Source organism: Glutamicibacter sp. Je.9.36, from assembly GCF_051129975.1.
Taxonomy (GTDB): Bacteria; Actinomycetota; Actinomycetes; order Actinomycetales; family Micrococcaceae; genus Glutamicibacter.
This window is the reverse complement of the sequence record NZ_JBCPSN010000002.1, coordinates 689,780-704,420: the sequence shown is the minus strand read 5'-3', so window position 1 is coordinate 704,420 and position 14,641 is coordinate 689,780. Positions and strand designations below refer to the sequence as shown.

Here is a 14,641-nt window from a genome sequence, read left to right as displayed (position 1 = left end):
CGATGGCGTCCTGGACCGGAAGGTCCAGGACGCCATCGCATTGTTCTATGGAGCCGTGAATGCTATTCGCCTGAAGCGTCTTCTGCCTGTTCCTGCTTGGCTGCTTCGGCCTTGCCTTCCTCGGTGAATTCGTACATCACGCCCGAGAGTGCGGCAGCCAGCTCTTCGGGACGGCGGGTGGAAGTCAGCCAGTACGGCGTGGTGTCTCGCTCGTCGGTCACTTCCATGCGCACGGCACCGTCGATCCAGCCACGCAACAGCATGTAGGCCAAGCCGTGAAGCTTCTGTCCACGCTGCTTGAAAGCTTCGTCGCCACGGTAGCCGACGACGTTGCCGATGTACTTGCGTTCAATGCTGGCCCGGCCAACGGTGACCAGATCATCGGTGACTTCGATGGCTGGCACGCGCAGCAGGAACACCGCGACCAGTGAAATCAAAACTACGCCACCGGCAACCCATCCAAGGATGCCGTTAATCGGTGCTACTGCGATACCTGCGGTGATGGAAATGATGATCGGCCAAATCCAGGTACTGGCCGATGGCCAGAGCTTTTCGCTGTACAGGACGTTCGAACCCTCGGGGCTGGAATTACTCATGGTTCCAAGTTTAGGCAATATTTCCTGGTTCCATGACCTCGGGGCTGGCGGCAGGGGATTGCCCCGCGCGCGCGATAGAGTTAGCCACGAGAAACTATCGAGTGACTATTTCACATAACTCCGGGGGAAGACCTACACCGATGAGTGAGCCATCAATTTCCATTGCCATCAAGATGCTTGACACCGAACTGCCGGTTCCCAGCTACGCGCACCCGTCAGATGCCGGTGCTGACTTGCATGCTCGCGAGTCGCTGGTGCTGGAGCCAGGCGCCCGCGCGCTCATTCCAACAGGCATTGCGCTGGCCATCCCGCATGGCTATGTCGGTCTCGTGCATCCGCGCAGCGGCTTGGCTGCTAAGCACGGCATTACGGTTGTGAATGCACCGGGTACTGTTGACGCGGGGTACCGTGGTGAGATCATGGTCACCTTGCTGAATACCGACACGTCTGAGTCTTTCGAAGTCAGCCGAGGCGACCGAATCGCCCAGCTGGTCATCCAGAAAGTCGAGCAGGCAGCGTTCATCGAAGCCGATTCGCTGGACGACAGTGCTCGCGGCGCTGGCGGGTTCGGTTCGACCGGCGGATTCAGCTCCAAGTAAGTACCCTTGAGTGCAAGACGAGATTTTCTAAGGACACCATGATTTTCAAGCGCAAGAAAGCCCAAGACCAGCCAGTCGACGCACCAGCTGCTGAGGCAGGCCAGGGCGAGGCCGAGCCGAAGGGCGGCCCGTTCGACTACAGCGAGGTCGAGAATACGCAGGAATACCTTGACTTCGGCTCGATCCTGATCAAGCCAGTTGCAGGCTTGAAGGTCCGCATGGACGTTGAAGAATCCAACAAGCGTGTCATTGCTGTGTCGCTGGAGATCGCCGAGTCGCGTATCCAGCTGATGGCTTTCTCTTCCTCGAAGTCCGAATCGCTGTGGCCTGGCATCAGCGACAAGATCAAGAGCGATATCAGCGCCCAGAACGGCGAAATTTTCACCCGCGACGGCGATTACGGCCAGGAGCTGCTCGCCAAGGTGCCGCAGCAGCTGCCTGATGGTCGCGCCGGGCATGTCGCCCTGCGCTTTGTCGGCATCGACGGCCACCGCTGGTTCCTGCGTGCGGTCATTGGCGGCGCTGCCATTGGAGACGAAGAAGCGGCTGGCATCGTTGACGGGATCCTGCGCACTGTCGTGGTTAACCGCGGCGACAAGCCACTGCCACCTGCCGAACTCCTGCCCCTGAGCGTTCCGGCCAATGCGCAGGCCCGCCCGGCAGGCACTGAGCAGAACCCTGAGCTGAAGCGTCCAGAACGCGGACCAGAGATCACCCAGATCGGCTAATGCATGTCGCTGAAGGATAAACCCGTCACTCCGCTGCTTGGCCCCTCAGGCCAAAAGCTCAGCTACCAGCGGCTGGACAGCTTGGACCAGCTGCCAGTCAAGGGCAGGGTGGAGCACACGGGCTACATCCAATCGGTTAGCTATTCCGCGCCACACGTCGCACCCACGCTGACCGCGGTGGTGGTCGACCGGCTCGGTGCGGTGTCCGCTCGTCGCGGGACGGTACCGCATGTGCGTTTGGCGTTCATGGGCCAGAAATCCGTTCCGGGAATCAAGCCGGGCGTGAAGGTGGAATACTCGGGAATGGTCGCTCCCGTGGAGCAAGTTCCGACGATCTTTAATCCGCGCTACGTAATCGTGCCGGAGGCCCGCGGGTGATCCGCGCGTTCCCTCAAGGTCTTGGGAACGAGAGCATGCTGGCGTCTAACTGGAAGAAAACATCATGAACAACGACGAATCGCGTCCGGAAGATGGAACGACCCCGGAAGCAAAGCATCCAAGTTTCGCGGAAATGATTGGCTCGAACGCCAGCATCGCGCAAAATGCCGACGGCGGGATAGATCTGCTCTCCACCGTCGGTGGCGTGCGCGGAATCCTGGAAACGGTGCTTCCCGGTTTCGTGTTCATCATGGTCTTCGCGCTGACCTCCAATCTGGGCTGGGGGCTGATCGCTTCGATCAGTCTTGGCGTAGTATTCATGATCATCCGCCTAGCCAAGCGCTCGACGCTGATCCAGGCCGGTTCCGGGCTGATCGGCATCCTGATCTGTGCCTTCGCCGCACGCAATTCGGGCAATGCCAAGGACTACTACATTCCAGGGTTCTACGTATCGGCCGCCTACTTGGCGGGATTGCTGATTTCGGTGATGGCCCGCTGGCCGCTGATCGGCCTGCTCTTCGGGTTCATCCGCAATGAAGGCACCGAGTGGCGCAAGAAACCCGGGCGCTTGCGCCGCTACCAGGTGGCCACCTGGATCATCATTGCTGTATTCGCGCTGCGCCTGGCAGTGCAGATCCCGATGTACATCGCAGATGACGTCGTGGCCTTGGGCTTGGCCCGCGCCTTGATGGGAGTGCCGCTGTATGCAGCGGGGCTCTGGTTTGCCTGGCTGGTCTCGAAGCCTGCAGCAGAAGCCAGCAACGGGACCAGCCCTCCAGCACAAGCCGTCTAGCGGGTGGCGTCGCGCAGCGTGCGGCGCAACAAGGCTTCGGCTTGCGGGGTGGTGATGAAGAAGATTTCATCGCCACCCTCAATCACATCATCGGCACTGGGCGGGAACGGCGTCTTATCGCGAACCACTGCCATCATGGTGGTGTCTTCGGGCCAGGAGATGCGCCCGATGCTGCGGCCAATCAACGCCGAATCGTGCGGGACGGTGAACTCGACCATGTAGACCTCGCCGGTCTTCAGCGTCAGCAGCCGCACCAGGTCGCCCACCTCCACGGCTTCTTCCACCAGCGCGGTCATCAGCCGCGGGGTGCTGACCGCTACATCCACGCCCCAGGCGTCATCGAACATCCACTCATTCTTCGGATTGTTCACGCGGCCTACGGTACGACGGATGCCGAATTCGCTCTTGGCCAGCAAAGAGACCACAAGGTTCACCTTGTCATCGCCGGTTGCCGAAACGACCACGTCGTACTCTTCAAGCTGCGCCTGCTGCAAGACAGCCAATTCGCAGGCGTCGCCAATCAGCCACTTCACCGCTTCCAGATCGGCGCGCTCGGCCATTTCCGGCTGCAGGTCGATAAGCAGGACTTCGTGATGGTTGATCACAAGTTCGCGGGCAATGGAGGAACCGACCGAGCCGGCCCCGGCAATCATGACCTTCATGGGGTGCCTCTCAGATTATTCGTTGGCCTGCGCAGCCGGCGGGCTGGCAAGGATCTTCTCGATGTCCTTGGACTCATCGAGCCGCATCATCACGTGCACCAGGTCGCCGCCCTGCAACCGGGTGCGGCTCTCGGGGATGGTGCCTTCGCCGAAGCGGGTCAGATAGGCCACCCGCACCCCGGCGGCCGCTTCCAGCTCCTTGACCAGCCGCCCATACCAGTCGCGGTGCAGGGCAACTTCGGAAAGCACCAGGCGCCCCGATGGCTCCCGGAAGTCCCCGCGCATCGAATAGTCGGGCAGGATCCGGCGCAGCACCTGATCGGTGCTCCAACGGACCGCGGCCACGGTGGGGATACCCAGGCGCTGGTAGATCTCGGCGCGCCCTGGATCGTAGATGCGGGCCACGACATGAGGGACGTTATAGGTTTCGCGCGATACGCGAGTGGCGAGAATGTTGGAATTATCACCGCTGGATACGGCGGCGAAAGCATAGGCCTCATCGATTTTGGCAGCTTCCAGGGTGTCCTTGTCGAACCCCATGCCGGTCACCGTGGAACCTGAGAAGCCTTTGCTCAGCCGGCGGAAGGCATGCGGGTCCTGGTCAATGACTGCCACGGAATGCCCCGCTGAATCCAGCGTGTGGGCGAGCGAGACACCGACGCGTCCGCACCCCATGATCACGAAATGTGCCACCGAGAACTCCTTGGGTCTACTGCTTGCTGCATGTCCAGTGGCGCACACAAGCTGTGTGCTCCGAATGCAACAATAGCGCTGATCGCACCCAGTTTATCGGTGGTGCAGCACCCATGTGCCTTGCACCCTGCGATAACGTTGTGTCGTGCCTGCATTATTTGACGGTCTGAAGCGGATCTTGGTGGGCCGGCCTTTCAGAACTGAACAGCTGAAAAAGAAGCCGTTGCCACCTAACGTCGCGTTGCCGATTTTCTCGTCCAGCGCCCTGTCGTCCTTGGCGTACGCGCCAGACGAAATCTTGCTCACCCTGGCCATTGCGGGCATCGCGGCTACCGCGCTTTCGCCGATGGTCGGACTTGCTGTCCTTGCCGTGCTGGTGGTGCTGGTGCTGTCCTACCGGCAATCGGTCATGGAGTACCCCTCTGGCGGTGGCGACTACGAGATCGTGAAGAAGAACCTGGGTGCGCGCCCGGGAACAGCGGTCGCCGCTGCGCTGCTGGTCGACTTCGTGCTCACCGTTGCTGTGTCCAGCTCATCAGCTGCCCTGTATCTCGCCGCCATTTTCCCTGCAGTGGCCGAATACAAGGCTTGGGTGGCCGCTGGCCTTGTCGCATTCCTCGTGGTCGGTAATCTGCGCGGCAGGGGACAAGGGCGCTGGACCCTGGCCATTCCGGTCTACCTCTTCGTGATCGGCATGCTGCTGCTGGTCGCTATCGGCGGGGTGATGGCGCTGACCGGTACCCTCGGGCTTGCCCCGAGCGCGGATTTCACGATTGTGCCGGAAGAAGAGTTTGCCAATGGGCTGCACGGTGTCGTCGGTGCATTGCTGATCCTGCGTGCTTTCAGTACGGGTTCGGCGGCGCTGACCGGTATCGAGGTCCCGATCTCGAACGTGCAGACCCTGGCCAAGCCGCGGGCCAAGAACGCGGCGCGGATCCTGCTGGTGCTGGGCCTGCTCTCCGGCGTGCTGACGCTTGGCACCCTGATGCTTGCCCGTGCCACCGGCATCAAGGTCGTCGCCGACCCGCAGGCCTCATTCTTGCTCGACGGTGCGCCGATCCCTGAAGGGTTCGTGCAGGTCCCGGTCCTTGGCCAGCTGGCGCAAGCGGTGTTCGGCGATTTCACCTTCGGCCTGGTCATTGTTTCGGTGCTGACCATTGCCGTGCTGCTGCTGGCCGGAAACCAGGCCTTCAACTCCTTCCCCTTGCTGGCCAGCCATCTGGCTACCGACGGCTTCCTGCCACGCCAGCTGCGTACCCGCGGTGATCGGCTGGGCTTCTCCAACGGCATATTGTCCCTGGGCGTTGCCGCGATTGCGCTGGTCCTGCTATTCCAAGGCGATGTCACCTTGCTGGTCCAGCTGTACGTGGTGGGCGTGTTCGTTTCCTTCACGCTCAGCCAGCTGGCCATGCTCAAGCACTGGAAACGCGTGCTGGTTCCCATTGCCGACCGCAGGATCCGTGCGGCCAAGCAGCGCAAGCGCCTGCTGAACCTGGTGGGCCTGGTCCTGTCGGCGCTGGTGCTCGTGGTCGTCTTGGCCACCCGCTTGGTCCACGGCGCGTGGTTGGCCGTGCTGGGCATTGCGGTCTTGATGGTGATCATGGATTCGCTGCAACGCCACTACCAGAAGGTTGACGACGAGCTGGCGGTGGATGAGGACGTTGCCGCTACGGCGCTGCCCTCCCGGGTGCATGCACTGGTGCTGGTCTCCACCGTGCGCAAGCCGGTGCTGCGGGCCTTGGCCTTCGCCCGAGCTTCGCGTCCCTCGAAGCTCGAAGCAATCATCGTGGATGTGGAACGAAGCAAAACCGAAAAGACCCTCCGGGACTGGGAACGCCTGCAGATCCCGGTGCCGATCACCGCCCTGGCTTCTCCGTACCGCGATATACCCGGGGCGCTGATTGAGCATATTCGTTCCATCAAGCGTGAATCCCCGCGGGAACTGATCGTTGTGTACATCCCTGAATACGTAGTGGGCCACTGGTGGGAACAGCTGGTGCACAACCAAACCGCTTTACGAGTGAAAAACCGGCTGCACTATGAACCGGGCGTCTTGATCGCCTCGGTTCCATGGCGCCTGCTCAGTGCCTCGCATGCCCTGGGCGGCGGGCCGACCGAAGAATCCTCGGCACACCGCTGAATTCAATGCTTCTGATGAAAGACAAGATCGATGACTGAAACACCAATGCTCACCGTCCGCCTGGGCAAGATTGCCCATGGCGGCCACACCGTCGCCCGCCGTGAGGGCCGCGTAATCTTCGTGCGCCACGGCATTCCCGGAGAGCTGGTGAATGTGCGCCTGACGGACAGTGCGCCGGAGGCCAAATTCTGGCGTGCCGATGTCACCGAGGTGCTCGAAGCCAGCGAGCACCGTGTGCCCCACTTCTGGGATGCCGCTGATGCCCTGAAGCATCGTGACCCGGTGGGTGGCGCAGAGTTCGGCCACATCACCCTTGAACACCAGCGTGAGCTGAAGTCGCAGGTTGCTGCCGAGCAGATGACCCGTCTAGGCGGCCTGAAGGCGGAGGACTACAACTTCCCTGCGGTGCAAGCGGTCAAGGGCGCGGCCGACGGCCTGGGCTGGCGTACCCGGATGTCCTATTCGGTGGACGCCCAGGGCAAGCTCGCGATGAGCGCATTCCGCAGCAACCAGTTGACCGGCATCGCGCAGATGCCCTTGGCCCATCCGGCTATCGAGGCCACCGGCTTGTACTCTGTGGACTACAGCGGAATCGAGCGTGTCGAGGCCGCGGTATCCAGCCAGGATGACCAGACCGTGCTGATCCTGCTGGCCGAAGCAAGTGCCGGCGCCGCGGCAAAGGTGGCAAAGCAGTTCCCGGAGGGTGTCAATGTCGCCGCATTCAGCCAGCGGGGCGGCTCGGCGGCTGACGGCAAGGGCAGCTTGCAGACGTTGGCTGGTTCGGCGTTCCTGACCGAAAAGGTACTGGGGGAGAAGTTCAGGATTACCGGTGAAGGCTTCTGGCAGGTGCATCGAGAGGCGGCCAGCCTGCTTTCCCAGCGCGTAGTTGAACTGACCGAGCCAGCCGCTGGCGAGCAAATCGCCGACCTCTATGCGGGTGCCGGCTTGTTCTCCGTCCCGTTGGCTAAGGCAGTTGGCTCCCAGGGCCGGGTCTTCTCAATTGAAGGCGCTCCGGGCACGCATGCCGATGCGAAGAAGAATCTGCGCTCCTATTCGCAGGCCACGGTGATCCGAGGCCGTGTTGAGCGAGTGTTACGGCAGGTCGCCGGGGATGCCTCCCTGGATGCCGTGGTACTTGACCCGCCCCGTACCGGGATCGATAAGCAGGTGGCTGCGGAGCTGGCTTCCATCGCTGCATCCCGGATTTGTTACGTCTCCTGCGACCCTGCGGCTTTCGCCCGTGATACCGCGCGTTTGATGGGCCGTGGCTACGAATTAGAGCATATGGAGATTCACGATTTGTACCCGCATACCCACCATATGGAGTCCATCGGGCTCTTCGTGCGCCGTTAAACACCTGAAATTGTCCGATTAGACACGAATTCGGATGAAAATTTATTCCGAGGAGTCTTTTTATGAGCTTAGGCGATAGACTGTTTTTAGCTCTGCCACGCTAGGACCCTGACTATCTCAGTTAGGAACTCCTAACTGGAATTACAGTGTGCGTGTGCAACAGAATGAGTGTCTGGCGAGAGGAGTCCCACGTGAGCAATGTGGACAGCTTCGGTGCCAAGGGCGTACTTGACGTCAATGGAACCGAATACGAAATTTACCGACTAAATACGGTTGAAGGCTCGGACAGCCTTCCTTACAGCCTTAAGGTTCTTCTTGAGAACCTGCTTCGCACCGAAGACGGCGCGAACGTAACCAACGAGCACATCAATGCACTGGGTCAGTGGGATGCTTCGGCTCAGCCGAACACCGAAATCCAGTTCACCCCTGCACGTGTGCTGATGCAGGACTTCACCGGCGTGCCTTGTGTCGTTGACTTGGCCACCATGCGCGAGGCCGTCAAGGACCTCGGCGGTGACCCAACCCGCGTTAACCCGCTGGCACCAGCCGAAATGGTCATCGACCACTCCGTGCAGATCGACACCTTCGGTTTCGAAGGCGCTGTCGAGCGCAACATGGAGATCGAGTACCAGCGCAACGGCGAGCGTTACCAGTTCCTGCGCTGGGGCCAGACTGCATTCGATGACTTCAAGGTCGTCCCACCGGGCACCGGTATCGTGCACCAGGTCAACATCGAGTACCTGGCACGCACCGTCATGACCCGCGAGGTCAACGGAGTACTGCGCGCTTACCCGGATAGCTGCGTAGGCACCGACTCCCACACCACCATGGTCAACGGCCTGGGCGTGCTGGGTTGGGGCGTTGGCGGCATCGAGGCCGAGGCAGCAATGCTCGGCCAGCCTGTCTCCATGCTGATCCCACGCGTTGTCGGCTTCAAGCTGGCTGGCTCGATCCCAGCTGGCGCCACCGCAACCGACGTGGTGCTGACCATCACCGAAATGCTGCGCAAGCACGGCGTTGTCGGCAAGTTCGTTGAGTTCTACGGCGAAGGCGTGGCAGCAGTGCCACTGGCCAACCGTGCAACCATCGGCAACATGTCCCCAGAATTCGGCTCCACTGCCGCGATGTTCCCGATCGACGATGTCACCCTCGACTACCTGCGCCTGACCGGCCGCAGCGACGAGAACGTGGCACTGGTCGAGGCTTACGCCAAGGAACAGGGCATGTGGCACGATCCAAGCCGCGAGATCCGTTTCTCGGAATACCTAGAGCTGGATCTGTCGACCGTGGTTCCATCGATCGCCGGCCCGAAGCGTCCACAGGACCGCATCGAGCTGTCTTCCTCGAAGGAACAGTTCCGCAAGGACCTGCACAACTACGTATCGAACGCCGACGACACCCAGGGCGCTGGCCGCCCGTCGGTAGCCGTCGATGTCACCAAGGAAGATGGCACCCAGTTCACCCTGGACCACGGCCTGGTTTCGATCGCTTCGATCACCTCGTGCACCAACACCTCCAACCCTTCGGTCATGCTGGCCGCAGCCGTACTGGCACGCAACGCAGCTGACAAGGGCCTGACCTCCAAGCCATGGGTCAAGACTTCGGTCGCGCCAGGCTCGAAGGTCGTTACCGAGTACTACGAGAAGTCCGGCCTGCTGCCATACCTGGAGAAGCTCGGCTTCTTCGTTGTGGGCTACGGCTGCGCAACGTGCATCGGCAACTCCGGTCCATTGGATGCCGAGATCTCCGAGGCCATCAACGCCAACGACCTCGCAGCTACCGCAGTTCTCTCGGGCAACCGCAACTTCGAAGGCCGCATCAACCCAGACGTGAAGATGAACTACCTGGCTTCCCCGCCACTGGTCATCGCCTACGCACTGGCTGGCACCATGGACTTCGACTTCGAGACCGACGCACTGGGCCAGGACGCCGAGGGCAACGATGTCTTCCTGAAGGACATCTGGCCATCGCCTGTCGAGGTCCAGGAGATCATTGACTCGTCGATCGACAAGGAAATGTTCGCCAAGGGCTACGACGGAGTCTTCGAAGGCGACGCTCGCTGGAAGGCACTGGACACCCCGGAGGGTTCGACCTTCGCATGGGACGAGAAGTCGACCTACGCACGCAAGGCACCGTACTTCGACGGCATGACCGCCGAGCCGCAGCCAGTCCAGGACATCAGCGGCGCTCGCGTGCTGCTGAAGCTGGGCGACTCGGTGACCACCGACCACATCTCGCCTGCAGGTTCGTTCAAGTCGGAAACCCCGGCTGGCCGCTACCTGATCGAGAACGGCGTGGATCGCAAGGACTTCAACTCCTACGGCTCGCGCCGTGGCAACCACGAAGTCATGATCCGCGGTACCTTCGCCAACATCCGCATCAAGAACCAGCTGCTGGACGGCGTCGAGGGTGGCTTCACCCGCGACTTCACCCAGGCTGATGCTCCGCAGGCTTACGTCTACGACGCTGCAGAGAACTACAAGGCTGCCGGCACCCCGCTGGTCGTTCTTGGCGGCAAGGAATACGGCTCGGGCTCCTCGCGTGACTGGGCTGCCAAGGGCACCGCATTGCTGGGCGTCAAGGCCGTCATCACCGAATCATTCGAGCGTATCCACCGCTCGAACCTGATCGGCATGGGCGTTCTGCCGCTGCAGTTCCCTGAGGGCGAATCCGCTGATTCGCTGGGTCTGACCGGTACCGAGACCTTCGCTGTCTCCGGCGTGACCGAGCTGAACAACGGCACCACCCCGAAGACCCTGAAGGTTACCGCTACCGCACAAGACGGCAAGGTTACCGAGTTCGACGCAGTTCTGCGCATCGACACCCCAGGTGAAGCTGACTACTACCGCAACGGTGGCATCCTGCAGTACGTACTGCGCCAGATCGCCGCTGCCAACTAGCAGATCCACCTCGGCTCCGGTCGAAGCGAATCTCTAAGTAGTTCCGCATCGCGGGAACACCTGAGACCCAAGGCAATTGCCTTGGGTCTCAGGTTTTTAACCAGCCTTTTGCGCACTCAGTTGACCATGGGTGCGGGCCGTGGACCGGGTGCGGGTGCCAACCTCCAGTACGCTGAAGCCTGACGTTTCCAACAGCAGCTCCAATTCCCCGGGCGGCCAATACCAGGCCGGGGCGACCTGGTGGCCAAAGGCTTCTAGCTGATCCCCGGCAAAGAATCCGAGCAGCAGCTTGCCGCGTGGCTTGAGCACCCGGGCAAACTCGCCCAACAGCTGCGCAAGCTCCGCCGGAGGAGCATGGATTACCGAGTACCAGGCGAGCACCCCGGAGAAATGATGGTCCTCGAACGGCAGCTGCGCCAAGTCCGCATGCAGGAAATCGGGCTTCGGGAAGTTGCGCCGTGCGAAGTCCAGAAACTCCGGAACGAGGTCAACGCCTGTAGCCGGCCGATGGGCATCGGCGATGAACTGTGTCCAATGCCCAGGCCCGCAGCCAGCGTCCAGGACCGGCCCCTCCAGCTGCCCCGCCCACGCCGCAATCAGCTCCCTGTCTTCAAGCTCCGCCTGCTCGGGCGAAGCGAACAGATCGATATAGGCGCTGGCGAGACTCGAATAACTCGCTGAGACGTGATGAGGATCAAAGGAAGGTGGCATACGCTCAGCTTAGCGCCGCCCGCAGGGAGCCTGGAGATCAATTGCTAGACTCGGGAATCACTTCCAGAAAACTGTTGGCGGAGAGGAACTTCCGATGACGTCACCTGCCCTTGAAGGTCTGCTGAATGCGGGCCAAGTGCACCAAGTGCGTTCCTGGCTCGGAGAGGCAACAGTCGTTTCGGACATGTCTTGGGGGCTGACGGACATTAAAGTCCTCCATTTGGATGCAGCCGGAAAGCACTTCGTGCTCAAGACCGCGGGCGAAAGAAACCATCACATCATCCGGGAGCTGGAAGCACATCGCCGGTACACGCGTGTACTTGCCGAAGCTGGGCTGGCCGCGCGGCTGCGTTTTTCAAGCGATGTGCACCGCCTGGCAGTGCTGGACTACCAGCCCGGAGAACTGTGCGTAGGGACAGAACATGAATACGCGCCGGATTCGCACCGGCAGGCCGGACACGCGCTCAGGTTGCTGCACGATCAAGAGCAGCGTGTTGCTCATGACTACGAAGCCCGGCTGACGGCAAAATTCCTTCAGCTGCTCGAGCGCAAGCACCGTATCGGTGCTTCACGGTGCCGGCAGATCAGGGACCTGTTCACCAGCTACGAGCCTAGATCCGTGGCTGTCGTCCCGACGCATGGCGACTGGCAGCCCCGTAATTGGCTCGTAGACCATGGAAAACTGAAAGTCATTGATTTTGGGCGTTTTGAATTCCGTCCAGCTTCCAGCGACTTCGCGCGACTCTCAGTTCAGCAGTGGGTGGGGCATCCGGAGCTGGAACAGGCCTTCTTCCAGGGCTACGGCTATGATCCGCGCGAAGAATTATCATGGAAAATGATGCAACTACGTGAAGGCCTGGGGACGGCCGTCTGGTCTTATGAAGTTGGAGATGAATCCTTCGAAGCGCAAGGGCTGCAAATGCTGGCCGATACGCTGGACCGCAACTAGGCTCGCACGCGAACGGGCACCTGCGTTCGGGGTAGTGAACGTCATTGCTAGGAAATTAGCACCTGCACGGACGTTGACGGATAATGAAAGAAGCCTTGAACGCGGTAAACTAGGTATTTCGCATGGGCTTTCCAGCCTATTGTCGGCGAATTTGTGAAGGGGATGAACGTGTCTTTATTGAAGACCATCAAGAAACCAAGTGACCTTCGGGCGCTTACCCTCGAGCAGCTCGACGACTTGGCGGAGGAAATCCGCGGCTTCCTCATCGACAATGTTGCTCGTACTGGCGGCCATTTGGGCCCCAATCTCGGTGTTATCGAGCTGACCTTGGGCATCCATCGTGTCTTCGATTCCCCAACTGACTCCATAGTCTTCGATACGGGACACCAGTCGTATGTGCACAAGCTGGTTACCGGACGCCAGAATTTCGAGACCTTGCGCCAGCAGGGAGGCCTGTCGGGCTACCCTGACCGCGGTGAATCAGAACACGATGTGGTCGAGTCCTCCCATGCTTCCTCCTCGCTGTCGTGGGTTGATGGAATTTCCCGCGCCAACAAGCTGATGAATAACAATGACCGCTACGCCGTAGCCCTGGTGGGCGATGGCGCCTTGACCGGCGGCATGGCCTGGGAAGCGGTCAACAACATCGCCGCCGACAAGGACCGCAAAGCAGTCATCGTGGTCAACGACAACGGCCGCTCCTACGCCCCGACCATCGGCGGCCTGGCCAACCAGCTTTCGGGACTGCGCCAGCAGCTGGACAAGTTCCGTACCCACCCGGCCTACGAGAACGCCATGGACAAGCTCAAGGTCAAGCTCAAGGGATCCGGGCCAGTAGGCGACTTCACTTACAAGTCCCTGCATGCCACCAAGAAGGGCATCAAGGACTGGTGGGCACCGCAAGGCCTGTTCGAGGACCTGGGCCTGAAGTACATCGGCCCGATCGATGGCCACAACCAGCGCGCAGTAGAAGAAGCGCTGCAGCAGGCCAAGCAGTACGCGGGCCCAGTGCTCGTGCACGCCCTGACCGAGAAGGGCCACGGCTACGCTCCGGCCCGCGCCGATGAAGCTGACCAGTTCCACGCCGTTGGCGTTATCGACCCAATCACCGGTCTGCCGGTTTCCAAGTCCAGCGCGCAGAGCTGGACCAGCGTCTTCGGCGAAGAGATCGCGGCGGTGGCCAACGAGCGCGAGGACATTGTGGCGATCACCGGTGCCATGCTGCAGCCAGTGGGCCTGAAGAAAATGTCCCAGGAACACCCCGAACGCGTCATTGACGTGGGCATCGCCGAACAGCACGCCATGACTACGGCCGCCGGCCTTGCCTTTGGCGGACTGCACCCGGTGGTCTGCGTCTACGCGACCTTCCTCAACCGTGCCTTTGACCAATTGCTGATGGACGTGGCCCTGCATAAGGCCGGCGTCACCATCGTGCTGGACCGCGCTGGAGTCACCGGCCCGGACGGCGCCAGCCACCACGGCATGTGGGATATGGCGCTGACCCAGATCGTGCCTAACCTGCATCTGGCTGCTCCGCGCGATGCCGACCGCCTGCGGGAGGAACTGCGTGAAGCCCTGGACATCAATGATGCGCCAAGTGTCGTGCGATTCTCCAAGGGCTCGGTGGGTGAACCCATCGAAGCTGTGGACCGCCTGCCAGATGGCGTGGATGTTCTGGCACGCTTGGGGGACCGTTCCGCACCGGATGTTCTCATCGTTTCCGTGGGCGCCATGAGCGAGCTTTCGCTGGATGTCGCAGAACGACTGAACAGCCAGGGCGTATCGGTGACCGTGGTAGATCCTCGTTGGGTTCTACCAATGCCAACCTCGGTGATTTCGCTGGCAGCCCGCCACCGCATTGTGGTCTGCATCGAAGATGGCGTCCGAGCCGGCGGCGTGGGTTCGCGCTTGCGCACCGAAATGCGTGCAGCGGGTGTCGATACGGCTCTGAACGAAGTAGGTTTGCCTACCGAATTCTTGGCGCACGGAACTCGTGCTGAGGTCTTGGACCGCGTTGGACTGACTGCACAGCAAGTAGCCCGCGATACCCTGGCACAGGTTCTGGGAACCAAGGTTCCATTCGCCCGGCCGCTCCCGGGACAAGACCTACCTACCGGTCAGATTCCGAAGCTGTGAGCC

General features: G+C 61.1%; 13 protein-coding genes. 9 read left to right on the top strand and 4 right to left on the bottom strand.

The genetic code is table 11. The features are described 5' to 3' along the window. Positions 1 to 62: 62 nt before the first annotated feature. Entirely contained in the window at positions 63 to 596 is a 534-nt protein-coding gene (locus AAZQ98_RS07800; RefSeq protein WP_332595312.1) for a DUF3093 domain-containing protein, read from the bottom strand. 140 nt (positions 597 to 736) lie between these two features. Between AAZQ98_RS07800 and dut the strand changes: the two genes are divergently transcribed. The 4 genes from dut to AAZQ98_RS07780 all read left to right on the top strand — a co-directional run bounded on the left by dut (position 737) and on the right by AAZQ98_RS07780 (position 3,094). Further along, positions 737 to 1,195, top strand: coding sequence for a dUTP diphosphatase (gene dut / locus AAZQ98_RS07795; protein WP_434691132.1), 459 nt, complete (start codon positions 737 to 739; stop codon positions 1,193 to 1,195). Between the two features lie 38 nt (positions 1,196 to 1,233). Next, positions 1,234 to 1,923: a DUF3710 domain-containing protein gene (locus AAZQ98_RS07790; RefSeq protein ID WP_434691129.1), complete on the top strand. Its 690-nt coding sequence runs from the start codon at positions 1,234 to 1,236 to the stop codon at positions 1,921 to 1,923. Positions 1,924 to 1,926: 3 nt separating this feature from the next. Next, entirely contained in the window at positions 1,927 to 2,301 is a 375-nt protein-coding gene (locus tag AAZQ98_RS07785) for a hypothetical protein (protein WP_434691128.1), read from the top strand. Between the two features lie 64 nt (positions 2,302 to 2,365). After that, on the top strand, positions 2,366 to 3,094 hold the full coding sequence (locus AAZQ98_RS07780) for a DUF3159 domain-containing protein (RefSeq protein WP_434691126.1): 729 nt from the start codon (positions 2,366 to 2,368) through the stop codon (positions 3,092 to 3,094). Here AAZQ98_RS07780 and AAZQ98_RS07775 read toward each other — a convergent pair. Continuing rightward, a complete protein-coding gene (locus AAZQ98_RS07775) occupies positions 3,091 to 3,756 on the bottom strand; it encodes a potassium channel family protein (RefSeq protein ID WP_105656752.1) in 666 nt (221 codons plus the stop codon). The genes AAZQ98_RS07780 and AAZQ98_RS07775 overlap by 4 nt on opposite strands. Before the next feature lie 15 nt (positions 3,757 to 3,771). Then, entirely contained in the window at positions 3,772 to 4,449 is a 678-nt protein-coding gene (locus AAZQ98_RS07770; protein WP_133834263.1) for a potassium channel family protein, read from the bottom strand. Between the two features lie 145 nt (positions 4,450 to 4,594). On the opposite strand from AAZQ98_RS07770, the gene AAZQ98_RS07765 reads away from it, so the two are divergent. From AAZQ98_RS07765 to acnA, 3 genes are all read left to right on the top strand, one after another. Then, the gene (locus AAZQ98_RS07765) at positions 4,595 to 6,589 is read left to right on the top strand and encodes an APC family permease (protein WP_426734040.1); all 1,995 of its coding nucleotides are present in this window, start codon (positions 4,595 to 4,597) and stop codon (positions 6,587 to 6,589) included. 30 nt (positions 6,590 to 6,619) lie between these two features. Then, a complete protein-coding gene (locus tag AAZQ98_RS07760) occupies positions 6,620 to 7,942 on the top strand; it encodes a class I SAM-dependent RNA methyltransferase (protein ID WP_434691124.1) in 1,323 nt (440 codons plus the stop codon). Positions 7,943 to 8,133: 191 nt separating this feature from the next. Further along, on the top strand, positions 8,134 to 10,842 hold the full coding sequence (gene acnA, locus AAZQ98_RS07755; RefSeq protein ID WP_133834261.1) for an aconitate hydratase AcnA: 2,709 nt from the start codon (positions 8,134 to 8,136) through the stop codon (positions 10,840 to 10,842). A gap of 96 nt (positions 10,843 to 10,938) precedes the next feature. Here the strand turns inward: acnA and AAZQ98_RS07750 are convergent, their stop codons facing one another. After that, positions 10,939 to 11,553, bottom strand: a complete 615-nt coding sequence (locus AAZQ98_RS07750; RefSeq protein WP_434691122.1) for a class I SAM-dependent methyltransferase — start codon at positions 11,551 to 11,553, stop codon at positions 10,939 to 10,941. Positions 11,554 to 11,698: 145 nt separating this feature from the next. Here AAZQ98_RS07750 and AAZQ98_RS07745 point away from each other — a divergent pair, with 145 nt between their 5' ends. Continuing rightward, on the top strand, positions 11,699 to 12,502 hold the full coding sequence (locus AAZQ98_RS07745; RefSeq protein ID WP_434691119.1) for a phosphotransferase: 804 nt from the start codon (positions 11,699 to 11,701) through the stop codon (positions 12,500 to 12,502). Positions 12,503 to 12,670: 168 nt separating this feature from the next. Continuing rightward, positions 12,671 to 14,638, top strand: coding sequence for a 1-deoxy-D-xylulose-5-phosphate synthase (dxs, locus tag AAZQ98_RS07740; RefSeq protein ID WP_105656856.1), 1,968 nt, complete (start codon positions 12,671 to 12,673; stop codon positions 14,636 to 14,638). The last annotated feature ends 3 nt before the right edge of the window (positions 14,639 to 14,641 follow it).